This is a genomic window from Aeromonas sp. A35_P, assembly GCF_002259925.1.
GTDB lineage: Bacteria > Pseudomonadota > Gammaproteobacteria > Enterobacterales > Aeromonadaceae > Aeromonas > Aeromonas dhakensis.
This window is the reverse complement of the sequence record NZ_NEVB01000133.1, coordinates 1-25,655: the sequence shown is the minus strand read 5'-3', so window position 1 is coordinate 25,655 and position 25,655 is coordinate 1. Positions and strand designations below refer to the sequence as shown.

Genomic DNA, 25,655 nt, shown 5'->3' with positions numbered 1-25,655 from the left:
GATCCTCTAATCAAAAACCAATTCAACCCGCTCTCGTCCCAGCAGGACGCGCAAGTCATCTATCAGTTGATCGGTGGGCGTCACCCGCCACTCGGTGCCGAGCGTCAATCGCACCCGGGAGCCGGGGCGACGATAGTTTACCTGAACCGGACAGACTCCGGCACGGGCGGGCTCCAAAATCTCGCACAAACGCGGGAAAAAGCGATCATCGATTCGCTGTTCATCGAGAGAGATGCGGATTGCCCTGGCAAAACGCTCTCTCGCATCGTTGATATCCAGTAATTCACGGGCCGACATTTTAAGGCCACCGGAGAAGTCATCAAAGCTGACCTGTCCAGAAACCACCAAAATACGGTCTTTTTGCATCAACTCTTCATATTTTTCCAGCGCTTCACTGAACAGGGTCACATCCAGGCGACCGGAACGGTCGTCCAGGGTGAAGATCCCCATCTTGTTGCCACGCTTGGTCACCATGCTGCGCGCCGCGATCACCTGCCCCGCCGCCGTGGTCACGGTATCGCGGGAGGTGGGATGCAGATCGCACAGGCGACCCGAGGTGTAACGACGCAATTCGCCGCTGTACTGGTTGATGGGGTGACCGGTCAGGTAGAGCCCGAGGGTCTCGCGCTCCCCCTCCAGCCACACCTTGTCGGGCCAGTGCGGCACGTTGGCGAACGCCTTCTTGACGTCGTCGATCTCCTCGGTGAGCACGCCGAACATGTCGACCTGCCCCACCGCCTGAGCCTTGGCGTGCTGCTCGGCGGCGCGCATCGCCTCCTCCAGGGTCGCCATCAGGGCGGCTCGGTGAGGGCCGAGCCGGTCCATGGCGCCGGAGAGGATGAGCTTCTCCATCACCCGCTTGTTGAGCTTCTTGATGTCGACCCGGTTGCAGAAGTCGAACAGATCGCGGAACGGGCCATCCCGATCCCGCGCCTCCAGGATCGCATCGATGGGGCCTTCCCCCACCCCCTTCACCGCGCCGATGCCGTAGACGATATGGCCGTCCTCATTGACGCTGAAGCGGTAGCGGCCGGTGTTCACATCCGGCGGGATCACCGTCAGCCCCATCCGCTGACACTCGTCCACTAGCGTCACTATCTTGTCGGTGTTGTCCATGTCGGCGGTCATCACCGCCGCCATGAACTCGGCCGGGAAGTGGGTCTTGAGCCAGAGGGTCTGGTAGGAGACCAGCGCATAGGCGGCGGAGTGCGACTTATTGAAGCCGTAGCCCGCGAACTTCTCCACCAGGTCGAAGATCTTCATCGCCAGCTCGCCGTCGACGCCGTTCTTGATGGCGCCCTCTTCAAAACCGGCCCGCTGCTTGGCCATCTCCTCGGGTTTTTTCTTGCCCATGGCCCGGCGCAGCATGTCCGCGCCCCCCAGGGTATAACCGGCCAGGGTCTGGGCGATCTGCATCACCTGCTCCTGGTAGAGGATGATGCCGTAGGTGGGCTCCAGGATCGGCTGCAGGCTCTCGTGCTGCCACTTCTCGTCCGGATAGGAGATGGCCTCATTGCCGTGTTTGCGGTCGATGAAGTTGTCCACCATGCCCGACTGGAGCGGGCCCGGCCGGAACAGGGCCACCAGAGCGATCATGTCTTCGAAGCAGTCCGGCTGCAGCCGCTTGATGAGATCCTTCATGCCGCGGGATTCAAGCTGGAATACCGCAGTGGTCTCGTAGCGCTGCAGCAGGTCGAACGAGCGCTTGTCGTCGATGGGGATGGCGGCGATGTCGACCGGCGGCTTGCCCTCTTTGGCAAGCCGCGGGTTTATCATGCCGAGCGCCCAGTCGATGATGGTAAGCGTGCGCAGACCGAGGAAGTCGAACTTCACCAGGCCGGCGTACTCCACATCGTTCTTGTCGAACTGGGTGACCGGGTGGTGCCCCTCGTCATCGCAGTAGAGCGGCGCAAAGTCGGTGATCTTGGTGGGCGCGATCACCACGCCACCGGCGTGTTTGCCGGCGTTGCGCACCACCCCTTCCAGCCGGCGCGCCATGTCGATGAGATCCTTGACCTCCTCGTCCTGCTCGTAGAGCTCGGGCAGCTTGGGCTCGGCCTCGAACGCCTTGGCCAGGGTCATGCCGGGATCCGGCGGAATGAGTTTCGAGATGCGATCGACGAAACCATAGGCGTGGCCCAGCACCCGGCCCACGTCCCGCACCACCGCCTTGGCCGCCATGCTGCCGAAGGTGATGATCTGGGACACCGCGTCCCGGCCGTACATCTCGGAGACGTGCTCGATCACCTCGTCCCGTCGGTCCATGCAGAAGTCGACGTCGAAGTCGGGCATGGAGACCCGCTCCGGGTTCAGGAAACGTTCGAACAGCAGGTCAAATTCGAGTGGATCCAGGTCGGTGATCTTGAGGGCGTAGGCCACCAGCGACCCCGCACCCGAGCCCCGGCCCGGCCCGACCGGGATGCCGTTGTCCTTGGACCACTGGATAAACTCCATCACGATGAGGAAGTAACCCGGGAAGCCCATCTGGTTGATCACCTTGAGCTCGATGTCGAGGCGCTCGTCATACTCAGGACGACGCTCGGCCCGCACCGCCGGATCCGGGAACAGGAACTCGAGCCGCTCCTCCAGCCCCTCTTTCGACTTGGCCACCAGGAAGTCTTCGGTGGTCATGTCGCCGGTGGGGAAGTTGGGCAGGAAGTATTCACCCAGACGCACCGTCACGTTGCAGCGCTTGGCGATCTCCACCGTGTTCTCCAGCGCCTCCGGGATGTCGGCGAACAGCTCGCACATCTCGTCCTGGCTGCGCAGGTACTGCTGCGGGCTGTAGCGGCGCGGGCGACGCTTGTCCATCAGGGTGTAGCCGTCGTGGATGGCGACCCGGATCTCGTGGGCGTCAAAGTCATCGGCGGTGAGGAACACCACCTCGTTGGTGGCCACCACCGGCAGCGCGAACTCGCTCGCGAGGTTCACCGCCATGTGGAGGTAGACCTCCTCGTCGGGGCGACCGGTACGCAGCAGCTCCAGATAGTAGGCGTCGGGGAAGTGGGTCTGGTAGAAGGCGACGCACTGCTCGGTCATCTGGCGGTTGCCCTTGAGCAGGAACTTGCCCACGTCCCCCTCGCGCCCGCCGGAGAGCACGATCACCCCCTTGGCGTGCTCGACCAGCCACTCCTTGTCGATGACCGGCCGTCCCTGCACATGACCACGCTGATAGCCACGGGAGATGAGCAGGGTGATGTTCTGGTAGCCGTCGTTGTCCATGGCGAGCAGAGTGAGGCGAAACTGCTCGTCGCCGAGTTCACTGCTCTGCACCCAGAAGTCGGCACCGACCAGGGGCTTGATCCCCTTGCCATGGGCGGCGCCATAGAAGCGCACCAGACCGCACATATTCATCTGGTCGGTCAGGGCCAGCGCCGGCATGTTGTCGGCCGCCGCGGCGCCGACGATGGGGTTGATCTTCTGCAGACCATCCACCATGGAGAAGTCGGTATGCACCCGCAGGTGAATGAAACGGGGGTCAGCCATCGTCATGCCCTCTCATTACGCAAGCAGCCATCGCTTAGACAAATCAACATGGGTTATTCCACTCCCAGTGCGCGGCGCACCGGTTTGAAACTTTGACGATATTCCGGCAACGGGCCGCGCTCGGCCAGGATGGCGAGGTGCTCCGCAGTCGGGTAGCCCTTGTGGCGGGCAAAGCCGTACTCGGGATGGCGGCTGTCCAGCTCGGTCATCTCCGCATCGCGGGTCACCTTGGCGAGGATCGAGGCGGCACTGATGGCGGCCACCAGGCTGTCGCCCTTGACCACGGCGCGGGCCTCCATCGGCAAACTTGGGCAACGGTTGCCATCGATGAAGACCAGCTCGGGCGTGACCTTGAGCCCCGCCACGGCGCGCTGCATCGCCAGCATGGTGGCGTGCAGGATGTTGAGCTCGTCGATCTCCGCCGGGCTGGCGCGACCGATGGCGAAGGCCAGCGCCTTCTCTTTGATCTCGTCAAACAGGGCGAGGCGCTTCTTCTCGGAGAGCTTCTTGGAGTCGTTGAGCCCCTCGATCGGGTTGGCCGGGTCGAGGATGACGGCGGCGGTGACCACGTCTCCCACCAGCGGGCCACGGCCCACCTCGTCCACACCGGCAACCAGCTTGTCGTCAGGAATATCGATCATCATCTTGTAGCCTTGAATCAAAACAGGCCCCGCAGGGCCTGGCGTCGCGTTGGCGCAGCCACGCTGGCCGCCCGCTCTCTACCGGCCCAGCAGCTCGGCCACCGCCTCGGCGGCCTGGTGGTCGGCATTGCAGCGAATAAGCTGATGGAGCTCGGTGAAGGTGTTCACCAGCGCGCTGTTGTCGTGCTCGAAATACTTGCTCACCTCGACCACCAGGTTCTCCGGGGTGCACTCGTGCTGGATGAGTTCGGGCACCAGCATGCGGCCGGCCAACAGGTTGGGCAGGGAGACGAATTCGGTCTTCACCAGCCGCTGGGCCAGCCAGTAGCTGAAGGGCTTGAGCTTGTAGCCCACCACCATGGGTTTTTTCACCAGCATGGCTTCAAGGGCGGCGGTGCCGGAGGCCAGCATCACCACGTCGGCGGCGATCATCGCCTCGCGGCCCTGCCCTTCCAGCAGCACCATGTCGAGATCCGGCGCCACGTCGGCCTTGATGGCCATGAACTGCTCGCGCCGCTTCTGGTTGACCAGCGGCACGATGAAGCCGAGATCCGGGTAGCGCACCGTCAGATGCTTGCACGCCTCGAGAAACAGGGGGGACATGAAGCCCACTTCCGCCGTCCGGCTGCCCGGCAGCACCGCCAGCCAGCGGCGATTGGCATCGATGCCGAGGGTTCTGCGCACCGCAGCCTGATCCGGCACCAGCGGAATGTCGTCCGCCATGGTGTGGCCGACGAAGCGGCAGGGGGCGTCAAAGCGGTCGTAGAAGGCCTTCTCGAACGGCAGGAAGGCGAGCACCATGTCGGTGGCGGCCTTGATCTTGTGAATGCGGTTCTGGCGCCAGGCCCACACCGAGGGGCTGACATAGTGAACCGTCTTGATACCGGCGCGGCGCAGTTTCAGCTCCACCCCGATATTGAAATCCGGTGCATCCACCCCGATGAAGATATCGGGCGGATTGGCGATGAAGTGGCGCAGCAGTTCGCGGCGGACCTTGAGAATGCGCGGCAGACGGCCCAGCACTTCGCTGATCCCCATGACGGAGAGCTCTTCCATCTCGAACAGGGCCTTCACGCCGAGGGCCTGCATGCGCGGCCCGGCGATCCCTTCGAACTGCGCGTCCGGGTAGCGGGCCTGCAGCTCGCGTACCAGACCGGCAGCCAGAATGTCGCCGGAGACCTCTCCGGCGACGATACCGATGCGAACCGGATCAGGCACGGATGATCCCGCGCTCATTGTCTTTGAGGAAGTCCACATAGAGCTGGACGGCCGGCTCGGCTTGCGCCATCTCGATCAGCACAGGCAGCACCTCTTCGACGGTCTTGCCGGAGCGGAAGATCTCCTTGTAGGCGCGCTTGACCGCGGAGATCGCCTCAGGCGTGTAACCGCGGCGACGCAGCCCTTCGGAGTTGACCCCGAACGGTTTGGCGTAGTTGCCGGCGGCCATCACGTAGGGCGGCACGTCCTTGTTGAGGGCGGCGCAGCCACCGACGAAGGCGTGGGAGCCGACGCGGCCGAACTGGTGGATCGCGGAGAGACCGCCGAAGATCACGAAATCGCCGATCACCACGTGGCCCGCCAGGGTCGCGTTGTTGGCGAAGATGCAATTGTCACCGATGATGCAGTCGTGAGCAACGTGGACGTTGACCATGAACAGGTTGCCGCTGCCGATCCGGGTCAGAGACTGATCCTGGATGGTGCCGCGGTGCACGGTGCAGTTCTCGCGAAAGACGTTGTTGTCGCCGATCTCGAGGAAGGTGCGCTCGCCGGCGTACTTCTTGTCCTGGCAATCCTCACCGATGGAGGTGTGCTGGAAGATCTTGTTGCCACGACCGATCTTGGTCGGGCCCTTGATCACCACATGGGAGCTGACCCAGGTGTTGTCGCCGATTTCCACCTCGGCACCGATGACAGAAAAGGGGCCGATTTCAACCCCTTTACCGATGACGGCAGACTCATGGACGACGGCAGTATCGTGAATGATGGCAGTCTGGTCGATCACGTGTGTTAAACCTCGCGTTTGGCGCACATCAGCTCGGCGGTACAGACCACTTCACCGTTGACCGTGGCCACACCGGTGAACTTGGCGATACCGCGACGCTCTTTCAGGAACTCCACGTCGAGCACCAGCTGATCGCCGGGGCCCACCGGACGCTTGAAACGAGCGTTGTCGATTGAGGCAAAGTAATAGAGTTCGTTGGGGGACGGCTTGCCCACCATGGTAAACGCCAGGATACCGGTGGCCTGTGCCATGGCTTCCAGGATCAGCACGCCGGGGAACACCGGCTTGGCCGGGAAGTGCCCCTGGAAGATCGGCTCGTTGAAGGAGACGTTCTTGATGGCGCGCAGGGTCTTGCGCTCATCGCTGATCTCGTAGTTTTCCACCTTGTCCACCATCAGGAACGGATAACGGTGGGGCAGCAGATCCATTATTTCCTGGATACCCAGGCTCTTCTTTTCAGTAGTCAAAACAGTACCCTATACCAATCGTGATTATTCTTGGTCCAGCTTCTTCTCAAGCTTGCTCAACCGCTTGTGCATCTCTTCGATACGCATCACCCGGGCGGCGGTCTTGCGCCACTCTTTGTTGGTTTGCAGGGGGATGCCGGAAGAGTAGACACCGGGCTCGGTAATGGGTCGGATCACCATGGCCATGCCGGTAACGGTGGCCTGGTCGCAGATCTCCATATGCCCGTTAAAGACGGAGGCGCCGCCAATGATACAGTATTTGCCGACCTTGAGACTACCTGCCATCACGGTGGAGCCTGCCACGGCGGTGCCGTAGCCGATCTCGACGTTGTGGGCGATCTGGCACTGGTTGTCGATGATGACATTGTCAGCGATGCGGGTATCTTCCAGCGCGCCGCGGTCGATGGTGGTGCAGGCACCGATCTCGACCCGGTTGCCGATGGTCACGCCGCCGAGCTGGGGGATCTTGATCCACTCGCCGCGCTCGTTGGCATAACCGAAACCATCGGCGCCGATCACTGTGCCGGATTGAACCAGACAGTCGGTACCCATGGTGACGTCGTGATAGAGGGTGACGTTGGCCCACAACCGGGAGCGGGCTCCCAGTCGGGTATTCTTGCCAACGAAACAGCCCGGACCAATGCGCACATCATCCCCCAGCACCACGCCGGATTCGATCACCGCATTGGCCCCGATGGCCACTCTCTCGCCCAGTTGCACGTCCGCCGCGATCACCGCGCTCGGATGGATATCCGTGGCCGGCTGCGGCGTGGTGTCCAGCAGTTGGGCAACCCTTGCAAAGCCCACGTAGGGGTCTTTGAGCACCAGGGCATTGGTGGGACAAAATGGCAGATCCGCTTCTGTGATGAGCACGGCGGTCGCCTTGCTCTGCTCCAGATAATGCCGGTACTTTTTATTGGACAGGAAGGTGATGTCCCCCTCCCCGGCCTTTTCCAGTGTCGCTACCTTGCGGATTTCCAGGGTTCCGTCGCCATGGACCTGGGCCCCCAGTTGCTGGGCCAGCTGTGCGAGAGTGAATGCCATCAATTAGTTGCTCTTGCTTACCTGAGAAATAACCTGGGCAGAGATGTCCAGCTTGCTGGCGGCGTACGGGGCGGCGTTGCGCTCCAGCACCAGATCGTAACCATTGCTCTTGGCGATGGAGTCGATGGCAGCCTGCACCTTGGTCAGGATCTTGTTGCGCTCTTCGGACTGACGGCGACCGTTGTCCTGTTCAAACGCCTGACGCTTCTGGTTGAACTCCATCTGCAGCTTGGCCAGCTTCTCCTGGCTTTGCTTTTTCTGCTCGGCGCTCATAAAGGCTTCGTCCTTCTTGAACTTCTCGACCAGTTTCTGACCATCGGCCTCCAGCTTCTGCAGCTCGCGCATGCGCGGCTCGAATTCGCCTTTCAGCTTCTTGGAGACGGCTTCACGCTGGGGCAGCTTCTGGAAGATTTCGCCCATGTCGACCACGGCGATCTTGGTCTCGGCCAAGGCGGAGCCCATGCCGGCAGCCATCAGTGCAAAACTCAAACCAGCTACTTTCAACGCTTTATTCACACTTACTCCTTGTTCCCTCATGTGAGGGCTACCTGATTTACCTGATTATGCAAGTGGTACCCGGACCGACTTGTTACCTGGTGAGGCACGCAGGCTGCGCGTCCCATCATTGAATACCCCCACCATTGGGTGGGGGCAAGGTCCGTCCTTAGAAGGTACGGCCGATGTTGAATGAGAAGAACTCGGTCCGGTCGCCCTCGTACTCCTTGAGCGGACGGGCAATCGCAAACACCAGCGGGCCCATCGGGGAGAGCCACTGCAGCGACAGACCGGCCGAAGCGCGGTAGTTGGTCGGATCCGAATAGTCGGCCAGATAGTTGCAGCCGCTGAAGCAACGGTTGCGGTACTGGTCATAGTCGAAGGTGGTATCCCACACGGAGCCGGCATCAATGAAGAAGCTGGTCCGCAGCTGCGGCTGATAGGTCTCGGACGCAAACGGCGTCGGCACTATCATCTCGAGGGAGGCGACCGCCAGGGCGTTGCCGCCCACCGAGCTGTCGGTACCCTGGATGACGTCGTTGCCGCTCAGGTTGTAGTAGTAGAGCGCCTTCGGACCGACCGTGTTGCTCTTGAAGCCGCGCAGGGTGTCGAAACCACCGGCGAAGTAGTTCTCGAAGAACGGCAGTACGTGATCATAGTTGCCGTTGCTGCCGTAGCCGTTGCCGTAGGAGGCACGCGCCTTGGCCATCAGCACCCACTTGTGATCCGCATCGAACGGGAAGTAGTGCGCGTCTTCGGCGTTGAGCTTGAAGTACTGCAGATCCATGCCAGGCACGGTCACCTTGGCGTTGACCCGCTGACGATCACCTGCGGTCGGGAACTGGCCCTTGTTGAGGGTGGAACGGGTCCAGCCGGCGGTGACGTCGACGGTGTTGAACACCATGCGGTTGTCGCCATCCTTGTTCTTGCTGTACACCTTCCAGAACTCATCCACCTGTAGATAGGGGTTGGGCTGGGACAGTTTGTTGTTTTCGACCCCGAGGCTGAAATCGAGACGGTTGTTCTCGTTGACCGGGAAACCACTGGAGAGGCGGAAGCCGATGGTGGTGTTCTCGTAGTCCACGATGTTGGCGTCGGCCGCACTGAACTGGTTGTAGTAGAGACGACCGCCCAAGCTGACCCCGTCCACGGTGAAGTAGGGATCGTTGTAGCTGAGGTCGACGCTCTTGGAATACTTGTTGGTACTGGCGGAGATGCCGATCTTCTTGCCGGTCCCCATGAAGTTGTCCTGCTGCAGGCCCGCCTGCAGGCTCAGGCCCGACTCGGTACCGTAGCCCACGCCGGCGTTGATGGAACCGGCAGGCTGCTCCTTGACCTTGAAGTCCAGATCGACCTGGTCATCGCTGCCCGGCACCCGCTTGGTGTCCACTTCGGCGCTCTCGAAGAAGCCGAGGCGGTTGAGGCGGGTCTTGGACTGCTCGACGCTGTCGGAGGAGAGCCAGGTGCCCTCCATCTGACGCATCTCGCGACGCAGCACTTCGTCCTTGGTGGTGACGTTGCCACTGAAGTTGATGTTGCGCACGTAGACGCGCGGGCCCGGCTCGATGTTGACGATGAGCTCCACTTCCTTGGTCTGGTCGTTGACCTGCGGGAAGGTGACCACTTTCGGGTAGGCGTAGCCGTAGCGACCGAGGAACTTGGAGAGCACCTCTTCGGTGTGGGTCACCTGGCTGGCAGAGTAGATGCTGCCGGTCTCAATGGGGATGAGCCCCTTCATCTCGCCGCCGCGATCGATCAGATCGCCCTTGAGCTGGATGCCGGAGACCTTGTATTGATCCCCTTCCTTGACGTTGAGGGTGACGTAGACCCCCTTCTTGTCCGGGGTCATGGAGACCTGGGTGGACTCCTGCTGGAAGCGGATGTAGCCGCGGTCCATGTAGTAGGAGCGCAGGGTTTCGATGTCGCCTGCCAGCTTCTGCTTCTGGTAGCGCTGGTCGCCGGTGAAGTTCCACCAGGGCACGTCATCCTTGAGGGAAAGCTGGGCCAGCAGCTTCTCTTCCGGGAAGACATTGTTGCCGACGATGTTGATCTGCTGGATCTTGGCCGCTTCCCCTTCCACGAAGGTGAACTTGAGGTCGACCCGGTTGCGCGGCAGCGGGGTGACGATGGCCTTGACCTTGGCGGAGTACTTGCCCACGCCGTAGTAGAAATCTTCCAGCCCCTTCTCGAGGGAGCTCAGCACGGTACGATCGAGGGGATCACCCACCCGGATGCCGGAGGACTCCAGACTCTGGGTCAGCTGCTCTTCCTTGATGTCCTTGTTGCCGGAGAATTCGATGCTGGAGATGGTCGGCCGCTCCTTGACCATCACCTGCAGTACCTGGCCGTCGCGGTAGACCTTGACGTCCTCGAAGTTGCCGGAGGCATAGAGCTTCTTGATGGCGTTGGCCAGCGCGACGGAGTCGACGGAATCGCCAACCCGGATCGGCAGGTTCAACAGGGCGGCACCCAGGGTCACCCGCTGCAGACCTTCAACCTGAATATCTTGCACCACAAAAGAGGCAGGGGCCGCCTGGGCCAGGAAACTGGCACCCAGCAGGCAACTCAACACCAATGCTTTTTTAACAGCCATTTTGTTCTTATGTGTCCTTGTTGATGCTCTGGCCTCAGAGGCGAGCGAAATCATTAAACAGCGCAATACCCATCAGTAACATCAGAATGGCGGCGCCAATCCGGAAACCCACTTCCTGAATTTTTTCCGATACCGGCTTGCCGGTGACCGCCTCGATGAGGAAGTAGACCAGATGGCCACCATCCAGCACCGGCAGGGGGAACAGGTTGATGATCCCCAGGTTGACGCTGATGAGCGCCAGGAAGCCGAGGAAATAGACCAGTCCATAGTCGGCACTGCTGCCCGCCCCCTTGGCAATGGAGATGGGGCCGCTCAGGTTGTCCAGCGAGACGATGCCACCGATCAGCTTGCCGATCATGTCGAAGGTCAGGGTGGTCAGGCTCCAGGTCTTCTGGGCGCCCTGCCACAGGGCTTGCAAAGGCCCATACTGTAACAGAATCCGATACTCATCCGGTAATGGAACCAGTTGCGGCGACAGGCCGACGAAACCGACCAGCTGACCCCGCACCTTCTTGGCATCCGGAGTCAGGGTCAGGGTCAGCTCGCTGCCCGCCCGCTCGACGGTCACCTCAAGCGGCTGCCCGGGCGACTGCTGCACCTGGTGGACAAACTGGGCCCACTCGGTGATCGCCTCATCCCCTACCCGCTTGATGCGATCACCAACCTGAAGGCCGGCCTTCTCGCTGGCGCTCGCTGCCACCACCGCATCGACCACCGGCAGCACCTTGCCACCGAGGGGCACTATCCCGAGGCTCCCGATGGGAGACTCCTTGTCGGGATCAAACTTCCAGCCGGCCAGCTGCAGGGTCTTGTCCACCGCATAGCTGGTGTTGGCCGCCTTGAGCTTGAGCTGGACCGAGTCATCGCCAAGGTGGCTGATGAGGGCATAGGTCACGCTCTCCCAGTCACCTGTCTCCTCGCCGCCGACGCCGACGATCTCCATGCCGGGCTCTACCCCGGCCGCAGCCACGATGGAGGCGGGACGCACCTCGCCCACCACGGGTTTGACGGCGGGGACGCCGATCATGAACATCAGCCAGAGGGCGAACAGGGCAAACACGAAGTTGGCCATGGGGCCGGCTGCGACGATGGCCATCCGCGCCCAGACGCTCTTGTGGTTGAAGGCGTACTGCTCGTCACCGGGCTTGAGCTCGTCGACCCGGCCGTCCAGCATCTTGACGTAACCGCCAAGGGGGATCAGGGCCAGCACGTACTCGGTGCCATCCTTGCCGAGCCGGCGCCAGATGGCCTTGCCAAAGCCGATGGAGAAGCGCTCGACCTTGACGCCGCAGCGGCGGGCCACCCAGAAGTGGCCGAATTCATGTACCGCAACCAGCAGCCCGAGGGCAACGATAAAGGCACCTATGTTCCACAACACACCGCCCATCAGCCCATCACCTCGCATTCATGCATGGTCCTGTCTCCGACAATCAGGGTGAAGGCAGCACAATGCCACGAAATACTTCTCATCAGCTAAGCTCCTCAATCAAATTGTGAGCACGGGCACGGGCCGCCCCATCCAGCGCAATCAAATCGTCCAGCGAGCCGACATCCGTGCCGCCCAGGGCGAGCATGGTGGCCTCATTGACTCTGGCAATATCCATAAAACCGATCCGCTCTGCAAGGAAAGCCGCTACGGCCTCCTCGTTGGCGGCATTGAGGGCCGTGGTCGCGGCCTGCCCCTGCCGGCAGGCACTCATGGCCAGCGCCAGGCAGGGATAGCGCTCATAGTCGGGACGGATAAAGCTGAACTCTCCGACACTGAAGAAGTCCAAAGGTTCCACACTGGACTCGACCCGAGCCGGATAGGCCAGGGCGTGGGCGATGGGGGTGCACATGTCCGGGTTGCCGAGCTGGGCCAGCACGGAGCCGTCCTTGTACTGCACCATGGAGTGGATGACCGACTGCGGATGGATCACCACCTGGATCTGCTCGGGCGCCGCGTTGAACAGCCAGCGCGCCTCGATATACTCCAGCCCCTTGTTGATCATGGTAGCGGAGTCGACCGAGATCTTGGCCCCCATGGACCAGTTGGGATGGGCGATGGCCTGGGCCGGGGTGACATGGGCCAGCTCGCCGATGTCGGTGTAGCGAAACGGGCCGCCGGAGCCGGTCAGCAGGATCTTGCTGATCCCCGCCCCCGCCAGATCGCAAAAGCCCGGCTGGCGCTGAATGGCCTCGGGCAGGCACTGGAAAATGGCGTTGTGTTCGCTGTCGATGGGCAGCAGCTCGGCACCGTGCTCGTGTACCGCCTCCATGAAGAAGGCACCGGACATCACCAGCGCCTCCTTGTTGGCCAGCAGGATGCGCTTGCCGGCCCGCACGGCGGCCATGGTGGGCGCAAGCCCGGCGGCACCGACGATGGCCGCCATCACGCTGTGGGCATCGGGGTGAGCGGCCACGTCACACAGGGCGGCCGGACCGGACAGCACCCGGGTGGCGCTGCCGTGGGTCTTGAGTTGACCGGCCAGCTCGGCAGCCGCAGCCTCGTCCACCATGACGGCGAAACGGGGGGAAAACTCGAGGCAGTCGCGCAGCATGGCATCCACGCTGCGGGCCGCCGTCAGCGCCAGCACCTGCCAGCGCCCAGGATTGTGCCGCAGTACCTTGAGCGTACTCTGACCAATGGAGCCGGAGGCTCCCAGAATCACCAGGTTATGCATCAAAACTCCCGCTGTATGACGAATGGATGGCACCTGCGGCCTGCCGGATCATCGGGCAGTCCATCAGAACTCCTGGCTGAGCAGCAGGTAGCTGAGCAGGAATACCGGCAGGGCGGCGGTCAGGCTGTCGATACGGTCGAGAATGCCGCCGTGACCGGGCAGCAGGGTCCCTGAATCCTTGATGCCGGCCTCGCGCTTGAACATGCTCTCGGTCAGGTCACCGAGCACAGAGGCGAGCACCGCCAGCAGGGAGCAGAACAGCACGATGGCCATCTTGGCGGGCACGAAGCCCATGAACCAGGTCACCCCCACCGCCAGCAGGCTGGCGGTAAACAGGCCGCCACACATGCCTTCGATGGTTTTACCCGGGCTCACGGCCGGCGCCAGCTTGTGTTTGCCGAACGCCTTGCCGAAAAAATACGCGCCAGAATCTGCCGCCCAGACCAGTCCCATCACGAACAGCAGGATCCAGGCCCCCATCATGGGGTCGTGATAGAAGTTGTAACCACGGATGGCCACCAGGGACCAGAAGAAGGGCACCAGGGTCACCAGACCGAACAGGGATTTGAGCCAGATGGACTCCTTCCACAGCTTGGCGCTCTGGGGGTAGCGCAGCACCAGCAGCAGCCCCAGCAACCACCAGCTGACGGCGGTCCAGAGCACGCCCATCACCAGCGGATGCAGGTGGGGTGTCCACAGCTGCTCCACCGGCAGCCAGAACAGGCTGGCACCGAGCAGCAGGCAATAGACCAGCGGCAGCCACTGCTGCGGCTTGGCGGAGACAAAACCACTCCACTCGCGGCTGGCCAACAGAAATACCAGGGATGCCAACAGAGCAAAGAATTTCAACGGCAGAAAAAAGAGGGCTCCCAACACCAGGGGAACCAGTAGCAATGCGGTAATAATTCGTTGTTTTAGCAAAAGAAGCCTCTCTCTTGGGAGGGGGGTTAGCCGGTCTGTTGCTCGGCGATCAATTCCCGGATCTGTTCACCGGTGCAGCCAAAACGGCGCTCACGGGAGACGAAGGAGGCCACGGCCTCGCTGAACTCGGCTTCGCCGAAGTCGGGCCACAGCACCGGGGTAAAATAGAGCTCGGCATAGGCGAGCTGCCACAGCACGAAGTTGCTGATGCGATGATCGCCACCGGTACGGATCAGCAGATCCACCGGCGGCAGGTCGGCCATGCACACTTCGCGGCCAAGCAGGGTTTCATCAATCTGGTCGGCCGACAATTCACCCGCCGCCACTGCCGTGGCCAGCTTGCGGGCCGCCTGGCTGATGTCCCACTGGCCACCGTAATTGGCGGCGATGTTGAGGGTCAGCCCCCTGTTGTTGGCGGTCAGCGCCTCCGCTTTGGCGATTTTGGCCTGCAGCCGTTCGCTGAAGCGGGCGGTATCACCGATCACCTTGAGCCGAATGCCGTTGCTGTGCAGCTTCTGCACCTCACGACCCAGCACCGTCATGAACAGCTCCATCAGGGCGCTGACCTCCCCTTCCGGACGGCGCCAGTTCTCGCTGGAAAACGCAAACAGGGTGAGCGCATCCAGCTTGGCACGCGCGGCAAAGGTCACCGCCTCGCGAACGGACTTCACGCCGGCCTTGTGGCCATAGACCCGCATCTTGCCACGGTTCTGGGCCCAGCGTCCGTTGCCATCCATGATGATGGCGACGTGACGAGGCAAGGACGAATTGGCACAATCACCTACGGCTGCCAAAAGCGACATTCATTTCTCCCACAAAGACAAAAGCGCCGTGCAGGGGCACTACACGGCGCTCGTAATATACCTGTCAGAGGCTTAGATTTCCATTAGCTCCTTTTCCTTCACGGCCAGCGCATCGTCTACCAGCTTGATGAAGGAATCGGTCAACTTCTGGATCTCTTCCTGGGCACGACGGTCGTCGTCTTCGGAGATCTCTTTGTCTTTGAGCAGCGCTTTCAGATCGGCATTGGCATCGCGACGGATGTTGCGAATGGCAACCCGGGCACCTTCCGCTTCGGCACGCACGATCTTGGTCAGGTCGCGGCGGCGCTCTTCGGTCAGCGGCGGCAGCGGCACCCGCAGGGTCTGGCCGTTGCTGGACGGGTTCAGGCCCAGATCGGAGGTCAGGATGGCCTTTTCCACCGCCTGGATCATGGAGCGATCGAAGATGGAGATGGAGAGGGTGCGGGCATCTTCTGCCACCACGTTGGCCAACTGTTTCAGAGGAGTGGCGGCACCGTAATACTCCACCTGGATGCCGTCGAGCAGGCTCGGGTGAGCGCGGCCGGTGCGGATCTTGGACATCTGGGTCTTGAGCGACTCGACACTCTTGCCCATACGGTCCTTGGCGTCGTTTTTAATCTCGTTGATCACAGTGGTTTTCCTTTTGGCGAACGAGCCGTCTACCGGCCCGTATCTATCTTATTTGCTGGCGTCATGGACAAACGAGCCGGAGCTCACGCTTGTCTCACTTGCTGACATGGTGGATCAGGGTACCTTCCGGCTCACCCATGATCACCCGACGCAGCGCACCCGGCTTGTTCATGTTGAACACCCGGATCGGCAGATCGTGGTCGCGGGCCAGAGTAAAAGCAGCAAGATCCATCACTTTGAGTTCTTTTTCAAGAACTTCATCATAACTCAGCTCATGGTACAGCACGGCATCCGGGTTCTTGACCGGATCATCCGTGAACACGCCATCCACCTTGGTGGCCTTGAGCACGACGTCAGCTTCGATCTCGATCCCGCGCAGACAGGCCGCAGAATCGGTAGTAAAGAAGGGGTTGCCGGTACCGGCGGAGAAGATCACCACCTTGCCGGCGCGCAGCTGGCTGATGGCTTCAGCCCAGACATAGGAGTCACAGATGCCTTGCAGGGAGATGGCAGACATCAGACGGGCATTCACATAAGCACGATGCAGGGCATCACGCATGGCCAGACCGTTCATCACGGTAGCCAGCATACCCATGTGGTCGCCCACCACGCGGTTCATGCCCGCCTTGGCAAGACCGGCACCACGGAACAGGTTGCCGCCACCGATGACCAGACCGACCTGAACACCCAGCTCAACCAGTTCTTTGATCTCTTGGGCCATCCGATCCAGCACCGCCGGATCAATGCCAAAACCCTCGGATCCTTGCAGGGCTTCACCACTCAACTTCAGAAGAACACGTCTGTATGCAGGCTTGGGATTGGTACTCATGTCACTGATTCCTGGTCATATAAAGACCGCGACATAAGTCGCGGTCTGGGGAAACGGAAAAACCGGTTCGATTAGGCCTTTTGAGCGGCCGCGATTTGAGCTGCTACTTCTGCAGCGAAATCGGTCTCTTGCTTCTCGATGCCTTCGCCCACTTCGAAACGGGTGAAGGAAACAACGTCAGCGCCTTCTTTCTTCAGCAGCTCGGCAACAGTCATGGAAGGATCCTTCACGAACGGCTGACCAGTCAGGGAAACCTCACCGGTGAACTTCTTCATGCGGCCTTCAACCATCTTCTCGGCGATCTCTTTCGGCTTGCCGGAGTTGATGGCGATGTCGATCTGGATTTCGCGCTCTTTGGCAACGACGTCGGCAGACACATCTTCCGGCTTGACGAATTGCGGGCTGTTGGCTGCAACGTGCATGGCCAGATCTTTGGCCAGCTCGTCGGTACCGCCGACCAGCTTGGTGATAACACCGATACGGGAACCGTGAACGTAGGTGCCCAGGTTGTCACCTTCAACCAGCATCACGCGACGCAGGTTCATGTTCTCACCGATCTTGGCGATCAGGTTGGTGATGGTCAGCTCTACGGACTCGCCGTTGCCGAAGTCGGCGGCTTTCAGCGCGTCAACGTCAGCAATCTTCTGGGTAGCGGCGATCTCAACGATTTTCTGACCCATGGCCAGGAAGCCGGCATCCTTGGAAACGAAGTCAGTCTCGCAGTTCAGCTCGATCATGACGGCAACGTTGCCTTCGGTACGGGCGAAGATCACACCTTCAGCGGCGATACGGCCAGCTTTCTTGGCGGCTTTGGCCTGACCGGATTTGCGCATGTTTTCGATAGCCAGTTCGATATCACCGTTGGCTTCTTCCAGTGCTTTTTTGCAATCCATCATGCCAGCGGCGGTGCGCTCGCGCAGTTCTTTTACCAGGGCGGCAGAAATGTTTGCCATGTCCAGTATCCTCGGTCTTGAATTGACAAGAAACAGGGGCCACAAGGGCCCCTGCTAACCAATTACATCAGCTTGGTTAATAAGGGCTTTGCAGTCCTTATCAATTACTCAGCTTCAACGAAGCCATCTTGTTCGGCTTGAACAACGATGTCCTGAGCGCGAGCTTCCAGTACGGTGTCAGCAGCAGCATTCAGGTACAGCTGAACGGCACGGATAGCGTCGTCGTTACCCGGGATGACATAGTCAACGCCGTCCGGGTTGGAGTTGGTATCAACGATGGAAACTACCGGGATACCCAGGTTGTTGGCTTCTTTGATAGCGATGTGCTCGTGGTCGGCATCGACAACGAACAGAACGTCAGGCAGGCCGCCCATGTTCTTGATACCACCCAGGCTCTTCTCCAGCTTTTCCATTTCGCGAGTACGCATCAGCGCCTCTTTCTTGGTCAGCTTGTCGAAGGTACCGTCTTGGCTCTGGGTTTCCAGATCTTTCAGGCGCTTGATGGACTGACGAACGGTTTTCCAGTTGGTCAGCATGCCGCCCAGCCAGCGGTGGTTAACATAGAACTGGTCGCAACGCTCAGCGGCTTCTTTTACGGCTTCAGACGCGGCACGCTTGGTACCTACGAACAGTACCTTGCCCTTCTTGGCAGCTACGGAGCTGATGAAGTTCATGGCATCGTCAAACATCGGAACGGTTTTTTCCAGGTTGATGATGTGAACCTTGCTGCGGGCACCGAAGATGTAGGATTTCATTTTCGGGTTCCAGTAACGAGTCTGGTGACCGAAGTGAACGCCGGCTTGCAGCATGTCGCGCATAGAAACTTTAGCCATTTTATACCTCTGTATTGGGGTTAGGCCTCCACACATCCCATATAACCGACCCGTTAAGGCACCCCGGCATATGTGTCGATGTGTGTGTGTTGTTTAAGTAAGGGTGATGGTACGGGGAGACAAGTTCCCCATTCCGGCGCGCTTTATACCATAACTTTGGTCAGGACACCACCAGCCGCACCGCTAAAAATGGATCCCTGCCGAGCAGGTTGCGGCACCGATTTGACGCTGTGATGACAATCACACTGGAAGTAAACGGGGGTTGGGGATAAAATTTTGGCCTGATTGCAAACGCATCTATTTTTCATTACCTGATTGCCGGACATCACAGGGTGCGCGGTCAGGTCCCAAGAGAGATCCCATGTCCATTAAAATCAAGACACCGGAAGAGATTGAAAAGATGCGCGTTGCCGGCCAGCTGGCCGCCGATGTGCTGGTCATGATCGCCCCCCACGTCAAGGCGGGCGTCACCACCGACGAACTGAACACCATCTGCCACAACTACATGGTCGACGTGCAGCAGGCCATCCCTGCCCCGCTCAACTACCATGGATTCCCCAAGTCCATCTGCACCTCGGTGAACGATGTGATCTGCCACGGCATCCCGAACCACAAGAAGCTGCGCGAGGGTGACATCATCAACCTCGACATCACCGTCATCAAGGATGGCTACCACGGTGATACCTCCGCCATGTTCATCGTGGGCGAGACCACCCCGCTGCGCCGCCAGCTCTGCAAGGTGGCTCAGGAGAGCCTCTACGCCGCCATCAAGCAGGTGCGTCCGGGCATGTGCATCACCGAGATCGGCGCCGTGATCCAGCCCATCGTCGAGAAGGCCGGATTCTCCGTGGTACGTGACTACTGCGGTCACGGCATCGGGGCCGAGTTCCACGAAGAGCCGCAGATCCTGCACTACCGCAACGGCGGCAAGCTGGAGCTCAAACCGGGCATGTGCTTCACCATCGAGCCCATGGTCAACAGCAAGAAGTATCACTGCAAGGTCAACCCGAAGGATGGCTGGACCGTGACTACCAAGGATGGCGGCGACTCCGCCCAGTGGGAGCACACCCTGCTGGTGACCGAGGATGGCTGCGAGGTGCTGACCCTGCGCCCGGACGACACTATCGACCGTCTCATCAAACACGGTTAACATCAAACCCCGGCCCCTCGCCGGGGTTTTGTTTTTATCAGCCGCAGGCCCCGCACGACGGCCTGCGACAAGAGTGTGAGACGCCATGGATGCCAGCCTGCTTTCCCCCCACCTGCTGCCCGACGATCAGCTCACCCGCGAGAACTGCAAGGAGTACCTGAGCCGTTTTCTCGGCTGGCTGCACGCCCGCTTCGACGCCGGTGACAACATCATCGAACTGGTGGCCACCCGCTCCGAATACATGGACCAGCTGCTGACCCGGCTGTGGCAGAAATTCGGCTTCGACAAGACGGAGCTCACCCTGATCGCAGTGGGAGGCTATGGCCGCGGCGAGCTGCACCCCCACTCCGACATCGATCTGCTGATCCTCTATGAAGGGGACGAGCTGGACGAGGTGCTGGGGCTGCGCATCGGCGAGTTCATCACCCTGTTATGGGATCTCAAGCTCGAGGTGGGCCAGGCGGTGCGCAACGTGCGCGAGTGCATCGAGCAGGGGCGCGGCGACATCACGGTCGCCACCAACCTTATCGAGGCGCGCTACATCACCGGCCGCGAGGCGGGCTTCCAGCAGCTCAAGGAGGCCACCGGCCCCCAGCACTTCTGGCCGAGCGAGCAGTTCTTCAAGGCCAAGCGCGAAGAGCAGGCCCAGCGCCATCAGCAGTTTCTCGGCACCGCCTACAAGCTCGAACCGGATCTCAAGTGCAATCCGGGGGGGCTGCGCGACATCCAGACCCTGGCCTGGGTGGCCCGCCGCCACTTCGGCGCCACCACCCTGTTCGAGATGACCAGCCACGGTTTTCTCAACCGGGCCGAGTATCGTGAACTGCTCGACTGCCAGAATTTCCTCTGGAAGGTGCGCTTCGCCCTGCACATGGCCATCAACAAGGGCGACAACCGGCTGCTGTTCGATCGCCAGCGCACCGTGGCCCAGATGCTGGGCTTCGAGGGGGAAGGCAACGCCCCGGTCGAGCAGATGATGAAGCGCTTCTATCAGACGGTGCGACGGGTCTCCGAGCTCAACGAGATGCTGCTGCAGCTGTTTGACGAGGCGATCCTCGGCAACACCGCCATGGACGTGCGCCGCCTCTCCGACGAGTTCCAGCTGCGCGGGCGCCTCATCGATGCGGTGGATAGCGAGCTGTTCGGCCGCGATCCCGCCGCCATCCTGCGCCTCTTCTACCAGATTGCCCAGCACCCGGAGATTGCCGGCATCCACTCCGCCACCCTGCGCCAGCTGCGCGAGGCGCGCCGCAAGCTCAACTGCTGGCTGCAGGACCTGCCGGAGTGCCGCCGCCTGTTCATGGCGCTGCTGCGCCACCCCAACGGCATCGGCCAACCGCTCAGCCTGATGCACAAGTACGGCATCCTGGCGGCCTACCTGCCGCAGTGGAACCTTATCGTCGGCCAGATGCAGTTCGACATGTTCCACGCCTACACGGTGGACGAACACACCCACCGGCTGCTCAAGAACATCCACCAGTTTCCCAACCCGGCCAGCCGCCAGACCCACCCGCTCTGCCACGAGGTCTTCACCCGGCTACGCAAGCCGGAGCTGCTCAGCATCGCCGCCCTCTTTCACGATATCGCCAAGGGGCGGCGCGGCGATCACTCCGAGCTCGGCGCCGTCGATGCGCTGGAGTTCTGCCAGTTGCACGGTCTGGATCGCTACGAGAGCCGGCTGGTCGCCTGGCTGGTGCGCCACCACCTGCTGATGTCGGTCACCGCCCAGCGCCGCGACATCTACGACCCGGACGTGGTCACCGATTTTGCCCAGAAGGTGCGCGACGAGCAGCACCTCGACCTGCTCTACTGCCTGACCGTGGCGGATATCTGCGCCACCAACGACACCCTCTGGAACGACTGGAAAGGCACCCTGCTGCGCGAGCTCTACTTCGCCACCCAGAAGGCGCTGCGCCAGGGACTGGAAAACCCGCCTGACATGCGCCTGCGGATCCGTGAAAACCAGCGCCAGGCCAAGCAGTTCCTGGCCCAGCGCGACGTGCCGGAAGAGGCCATCAACCAGCTCTGGAGCGATTTCAAGGCCGACTATTTCCTACGCCACACCCCGGAACAGATCGCCTGGCACTGCCGCAAGATCATCGAGCACGGCGACAATCCGGCGCCGCTGGTGATCATCGGCAAGCACCCGACCCGCGGCGGCAGCGAGGTGTTCATCTACTGTCGCGACACCCCGAATCTGTTCGCCACCGTGGCATCGGCGCTGGATCAGAAGAACCTCAACATACACGATGCCCAGATCATGAATTCGCGCAGCGACTACGTGCTCGACACCTTCGTGGTACTCGAACCCAACGGTGAGCCCATCAGCCCCAACCGCACCGCCACCATCAAGAAGGCGCTGGAGAAGGCGCTGCAGGAGCCGGGCAAGCTGGTGCTGCGCAGCAAACCGCTGTCGCGCCGCCACCGCCAGTTCAGCGTACCGACCCGGGTGGTGTTTCTGCCCCACAAGGGGGAAAACCGCCACACCCTGCTGGAGCTGACCGCGCTCGACACCCCGGGCCTGCTGGCCCGCATCGGTGCCGTATTTCAGCAGTGCGGCCTGTCGCTGCACGCCGCCAAGATCACCACCATCGGCGAGCGGGTGGAGGATTTTTTCAGCCTCACCACCCTGGCCGGCGACCCCCTGACCCAGGCCGAGCAGCAGGCGCTGGAGGAGCGGCTGGTCAATCAGCTCAACCCTCTGGAGAGCGCTGAAGGGTAGGCACATGGCGCCGGGGGGTGGCCTCACAAGACCCCGTTTATCAGCCTGATTTTTCAGTCATAACAAGTGGTTGGGCCACTCGAGTACAATAAATCGCCGTTCTTGTGAAGAAATCGGCCCGGGCCCTTAAAAACAGTTGGAAAAGTGTGATACAACAAACGGAATTTTTTAAAGGAAACCTGTCATGACCGAGTTGCAACAGATCATCGAAGCGGCCTTCGAGCGCCGTGATTCCATCACTCCCGGCTCCGTCGATGCCGCCACCAAGGCCGCCATCCTGCAAGCCATCGACCTGCTGGATTCCGGCAAGGCCCGTGTCGCCGAGAAGATTGCCGGCGAGTGGGTGGTGCACCAGTGGTTGAAGAAGGCGGTGCTGCTCTACTTCCGCATCAATGACAACGGCATCATCAAGGGCGACGATGCCCAGTACTACGACAAGGTTCCCCTCAAGTTCTCCGACTACAGCGCCGAGCAGTTCAAGGCCGCCGGTGTGCGCGTGGTGCCCCCTGCCACCGCCCGCAAAGGCTCCTTCATCGCGCCCAATACCGTGCTGATGCCCTCCTACGTCAACATCGGCGCCTTCGTCGATGAAGGCACCATGGTCGACACCTGGGCCACCGTGGGCTCCTGCGCCCAGATCGGCAAGAACGTGCACCTCTCCGGCGGCGTCGGCATCGGCGGCGTGCTGGAGCCGCTGCAGGCCAACCCGACCATCATCGAGGACAACTGCTTCATCGGTGCCCGTTCCGAAGTGGTGGAAGGGGTGATCGTCGAGGAAGGCTCCGTCATCTCCATGGGCGTCTTCATCGGCCAGTCCACTCGCATCTATGACCGTGAAACCGGCGAGATCCACTACGGCCGCGTGCCGGCTGGCTCCGTGGTCGTCTCCGGCTCCCTGCCCTCCAAGTGCGGCAAGTACAGCCTCTACGCCGCCGTCATCGTCAAGAAGGTGGATGCCAAGACCCGCGCCAAGGTCGGCATCAACGCCCTGCTGCGTTCCATCGACGAGTAAGCGGTTTTGCTGTGATTCAAAGGGCGCCTGATGGCGCCCTTTTGATTTTGGCGCCCCTGTCACAGGCAAGCCACACCGGCTCGGTTAAGATAGACGTGACAGGATCGTTTCAAACCGAGGAAGCCTGATGTACGAGAATCTGAAGAGCCTGGGGATCCAGGATCCCGCCTCCGTCGACAGCTATACCCTGCGCCAGGAGGCCAACCACGACATCCTCAAGATCTACTTCAAGAAGCAGAAGGGCGAGTTTTTCGCCAAGAGCGTCAAGTTCAAATACCCGCGCCAGCGCAAGACCATGCTGGTCGATTCGGGCACCCATGAGTACAAGGATGTCACCGAGATCAACGCCAATCTGAAATACGTGGTGGACGAGCTCGACAACCTGACCCAGGGCGTGCACGTGCAGGCCGACCCGGACATCAAGCAGAAGATCTTGCGCGACCTGCGTCACCTGGAAAAAGTGGTGCAGAACAAGATCAGCGAAATCGAGCGGGATCTGGAAAAGCTCTAAACCGGTCTGATGCAGCAAAGGCGCCCACGGGCGCCTTTTTCATTGGGTCACACCATACAGGCGCCATCAGGCCAGCCCCGCACATGCCCCACCGCCCAAACGCGGCCCAGCAAAAAGGGAGGCTTGCGCCTCCCTTTTCGGAACTCGGAATGAAAGCAGGGATTAGTTGCTCTTCATCCAGATGTCCATGTCGGTTTTCAGGTTGTCGGACTTGGTACCGAAGATGGCTTGTACGCCAGAACCTGCAACCACCACACCGGCGGCGCCCAGTTTCTTCAGACCGGCCTGGTCAACCTTGGCCACATCCTTCACACCGACACGCAGACGGGTGATGCAGGCGTCCAGCGAAGCGATGTTCTCCTTGCCACCGAAGGCAGTGACCAGTGCGGCAGACATCTCGTCCTTGCTCTGACCAACGCTCTCTTCAGCGGTTTCATCTTCACGACCCGGAGTCTTCAGGTTCATGGCACGGATGACCACGGTGAAGACCACGTAGTAGATGACGGCATAAACCAGACCCAGACCCACCAGCAGCAGCATGTGATCGGCACGCGGGGATTGCACCACGAAGTCGATGAAGCCGTTGGAGAAGGTGTGGCCGTGTACCACGCCCAGGGAGTTGGTCAGCACGTAGGCCAGACCGGCCAGCACGGCGTGGATGGCGTACAGTACCGGGGCGATGAACAGGAAGGAGAACTCGATAGGCTCGGTGATACCGGTCAGGAAAGAGGTCAGGGCGGCAGAGGCCATGATACCTACGATCTTGGCGCGGTTTTCCGGCTTGGCGGAGTGCGCGATGGCAAACGCGGCGGCAGGCAGACCGAACATCTTGAACAGGTAGCCACCGGCCAGCTGACCGAAGCCGTTGCCGGCAGCGCGGGAGGCGTCGTCAGCAGTCAGGAAGCAGGTCATGATGCCGTGTACGGTTTCGCCGGCAGCGTTGACACAGGTACCAGCCTGATAGAAGAACGGCACGTTCCAGATGTGGTGCAGACCGAACGGGATCAGGGAGCGCTCAACCACGCCGTAGATACCGAAAGCCAGTACCGGGTTCTGGTTGGCAGCCCAGTCGGAGAAGGCACCGATGGCAGCGCCCACCGGCGGCCAAATGACGGACAGGATCACGCCCAGGCCGATGGAGACGAAACCGGTGATGATGGGCACGGCGCGTTTGCCGGCGAAGAAGCCCAGATACTCGGGCAACTGGATCTTGTAGAAGCGGTTGAACGCCCAGGCGGCCACGCCACCGGCGAGGATACCGCCCAGGACGCCGGTTTCGATGGTCTCGACGCCCATCACGGGCGCCATGACCTTCAGGGTGGCGACCATGATGCCGTAGCCAACGATGGCTGACAGACCGGATACGCCGTCGTTATTGGTAAAGCCGAGTGCCACGCCCACGGCGAACAGCAGGGCCATCTGACCAAATACGGAACCACCGGCCTGCTCCATCAATTGGGAGACAATTTCCGGCAACCAGCTGAAGTGGGCAGCACCCACCCCCAGCAGAATACCTGCAACGGGCAAGACCGATACTGGCAGCATCAGCGCCTTACCGACCTTTTGCAGATTAGAGAAAGCATTTTTTAACATGTGTGCGCTCCTGAATGGAATGTCTTACCGTAGACGCTTCAGTCCAATTTATAGACGATCATCAACATCATCTCTCATCGGCATGAATTCGACGCGGGTTTGTTTATTTTTACCAGCTGAATATAACCCAGCAGATCGCAAATATCTTCCATCAGGGGTAAGCGAATAAAAAATTTGGAGGGGAGATCACAAGATAATTTCGGCGGGAATTTTCAGCTAATTACAGATATATTTCGGCATCTTCATGCTAAGCCATAAATATGAAAAGTGCTGTTTCGCATTGTATTTTAGCCAATCAAATTAATAC

At 60.8% G+C, this 25,655-nt stretch carries 21 protein-coding genes; 4 read left to right on the top strand and 17 right to left on the bottom strand.

Features of this window, described 5'->3' with window-relative positions; translation table 11 throughout:
- Window positions 1-6: 6 nt before the first annotated feature.
- From dnaE to rpsB, 16 genes are all read right to left on the bottom strand, one after another.
- On the bottom strand, window positions 7-3,486 hold the full coding sequence (gene dnaE / locus CAK78_RS09355) for a DNA polymerase III subunit alpha (protein WP_094697101.1): 3,480 nt from the start codon (window positions 3,484-3,486) through the stop codon (window positions 7-9).
- A gap of 53 nt (window positions 3,487-3,539) precedes the next feature.
- Window positions 3,540-4,130, bottom strand: coding sequence for a ribonuclease HII (rnhB, locus tag CAK78_RS09350; protein ID WP_094697092.1), 591 nt, complete (start codon window positions 4,128-4,130; stop codon window positions 3,540-3,542).
- Between the two features lie 75 nt (window positions 4,131-4,205).
- Complete coding sequence (gene lpxB, locus CAK78_RS09345) at window positions 4,206-5,345, bottom strand: lipid-A-disaccharide synthase (protein ID WP_094697091.1); 1,140 nt, start codon at window positions 5,343-5,345, stop codon at window positions 4,206-4,208.
- A complete protein-coding gene (lpxA, locus tag CAK78_RS09340) occupies window positions 5,338-6,129 on the bottom strand; it encodes an acyl-ACP--UDP-N-acetylglucosamine O-acyltransferase (protein ID WP_005303438.1) in 792 nt (263 codons plus the stop codon). The genes lpxB and lpxA overlap by 8 nt, the downstream gene beginning before the upstream one ends.
- Window positions 6,130-6,134: 5 nt before the next feature.
- The gene (gene fabZ, locus CAK78_RS09335; protein ID WP_010634777.1) at window positions 6,135-6,596 is read right to left on the bottom strand and encodes a 3-hydroxyacyl-ACP dehydratase FabZ; all 462 of its coding nucleotides are present in this window, start codon (window positions 6,594-6,596) and stop codon (window positions 6,135-6,137) included.
- Window positions 6,597-6,620: 24 nt separating this feature from the next.
- Window positions 6,621-7,640 (bottom strand): UDP-3-O-(3-hydroxymyristoyl)glucosamine N-acyltransferase, encoded by a 1,020-nt coding sequence (lpxD, locus tag CAK78_RS09330; RefSeq protein WP_094697100.1) that lies wholly within the window; start codon window positions 7,638-7,640, stop codon window positions 6,621-6,623.
- Window positions 7,641-7,643: 3 nt separating this feature from the next.
- The gene (locus CAK78_RS09325; protein WP_094697090.1) at window positions 7,644-8,156 is read right to left on the bottom strand and encodes an OmpH family outer membrane protein; all 513 of its coding nucleotides are present in this window, start codon (window positions 8,154-8,156) and stop codon (window positions 7,644-7,646) included.
- 148 nt (window positions 8,157-8,304) lie between these two features.
- Complete coding sequence (gene bamA / locus CAK78_RS09320; protein WP_094697089.1) at window positions 8,305-10,728, bottom strand: outer membrane protein assembly factor BamA; 2,424 nt, start codon at window positions 10,726-10,728, stop codon at window positions 8,305-8,307.
- A gap of 34 nt (window positions 10,729-10,762) precedes the next feature.
- Window positions 10,763-12,115, bottom strand: a complete 1,353-nt coding sequence (rseP, locus tag CAK78_RS09315) for a sigma E protease regulator RseP (RefSeq protein WP_094697088.1) — start codon at window positions 12,113-12,115, stop codon at window positions 10,763-10,765.
- 82 nt (window positions 12,116-12,197) lie between these two features.
- Window positions 12,198-13,391, bottom strand: coding sequence for a 1-deoxy-D-xylulose-5-phosphate reductoisomerase (gene ispC / locus CAK78_RS09310; protein ID WP_094697087.1), 1,194 nt, complete (start codon window positions 13,389-13,391; stop codon window positions 12,198-12,200).
- A 63-nt stretch (window positions 13,392-13,454) separates the two neighbouring features.
- Window positions 13,455-14,312: a phosphatidate cytidylyltransferase gene (locus CAK78_RS09305; RefSeq protein WP_005303453.1), complete on the bottom strand. Its 858-nt coding sequence runs from the start codon at window positions 14,310-14,312 to the stop codon at window positions 13,455-13,457.
- A gap of 26 nt (window positions 14,313-14,338) precedes the next feature.
- The gene (gene uppS, locus CAK78_RS09300; protein WP_094697086.1) at window positions 14,339-15,115 is read right to left on the bottom strand and encodes a polyprenyl diphosphate synthase; all 777 of its coding nucleotides are present in this window, start codon (window positions 15,113-15,115) and stop codon (window positions 14,339-14,341) included.
- 72 nt (window positions 15,116-15,187) lie between these two features.
- Complete coding sequence (frr, locus tag CAK78_RS09295; RefSeq protein WP_010634784.1) at window positions 15,188-15,745, bottom strand: ribosome recycling factor; 558 nt, start codon at window positions 15,743-15,745, stop codon at window positions 15,188-15,190.
- A 94-nt stretch (window positions 15,746-15,839) separates the two neighbouring features.
- On the bottom strand, window positions 15,840-16,574 hold the full coding sequence (gene pyrH / locus CAK78_RS09290; protein WP_005303458.1) for a UMP kinase: 735 nt from the start codon (window positions 16,572-16,574) through the stop codon (window positions 15,840-15,842).
- Window positions 16,575-16,645: 71 nt separating this feature from the next.
- Window positions 16,646-17,527, bottom strand: a complete 882-nt coding sequence (gene tsf, locus CAK78_RS09285) for a translation elongation factor Ts (RefSeq protein ID WP_005303460.1) — start codon at window positions 17,525-17,527, stop codon at window positions 16,646-16,648.
- A gap of 104 nt (window positions 17,528-17,631) precedes the next feature.
- Entirely contained in the window at window positions 17,632-18,360 is a 729-nt protein-coding gene (rpsB, locus tag CAK78_RS09280; RefSeq protein ID WP_005303470.1) for a 30S ribosomal protein S2, read from the bottom strand.
- A gap of 361 nt (window positions 18,361-18,721) precedes the next feature.
- On the opposite strand from rpsB, the gene map reads away from it, so the two are divergent.
- The 4 genes from map (at window position 18,722) to CAK78_RS09260 (ending at window position 23,755) form a co-directional block, all read left to right on the top strand.
- Entirely contained in the window at window positions 18,722-19,510 is a 789-nt protein-coding gene (gene map / locus CAK78_RS09275; protein WP_005303471.1) for a type I methionyl aminopeptidase, read from the top strand.
- Between the two features lie 85 nt (window positions 19,511-19,595).
- Window positions 19,596-22,232: a bifunctional uridylyltransferase/uridylyl-removing protein GlnD gene (gene glnD, locus CAK78_RS09270; protein ID WP_094697085.1), complete on the top strand. Its 2,637-nt coding sequence runs from the start codon at window positions 19,596-19,598 to the stop codon at window positions 22,230-22,232.
- Window positions 22,233-22,416: 184 nt separating this feature from the next.
- Window positions 22,417-23,244 carry a 2,3,4,5-tetrahydropyridine-2,6-dicarboxylate N-succinyltransferase gene (gene dapD, locus CAK78_RS09265; RefSeq protein ID WP_005303473.1) on the top strand — a complete coding sequence of 276 codons (828 nt, stop codon included), beginning with the start codon at window positions 22,417-22,419 and terminating at the stop codon, window positions 23,242-23,244.
- A gap of 127 nt (window positions 23,245-23,371) precedes the next feature.
- Entirely contained in the window at window positions 23,372-23,755 is a 384-nt protein-coding gene (locus tag CAK78_RS09260; protein WP_005303475.1) for a DUF3461 family protein, read from the top strand.
- 162 nt (window positions 23,756-23,917) lie between these two features.
- Here the strand turns inward: CAK78_RS09260 and ptsG are convergent, their stop codons facing one another.
- Complete coding sequence (ptsG, locus tag CAK78_RS09255) at window positions 23,918-25,348, bottom strand: PTS glucose transporter subunit IIBC (RefSeq protein WP_017779847.1); 1,431 nt, start codon at window positions 25,346-25,348, stop codon at window positions 23,918-23,920.
- Window positions 25,349-25,655 lie beyond the last annotated feature (307 nt).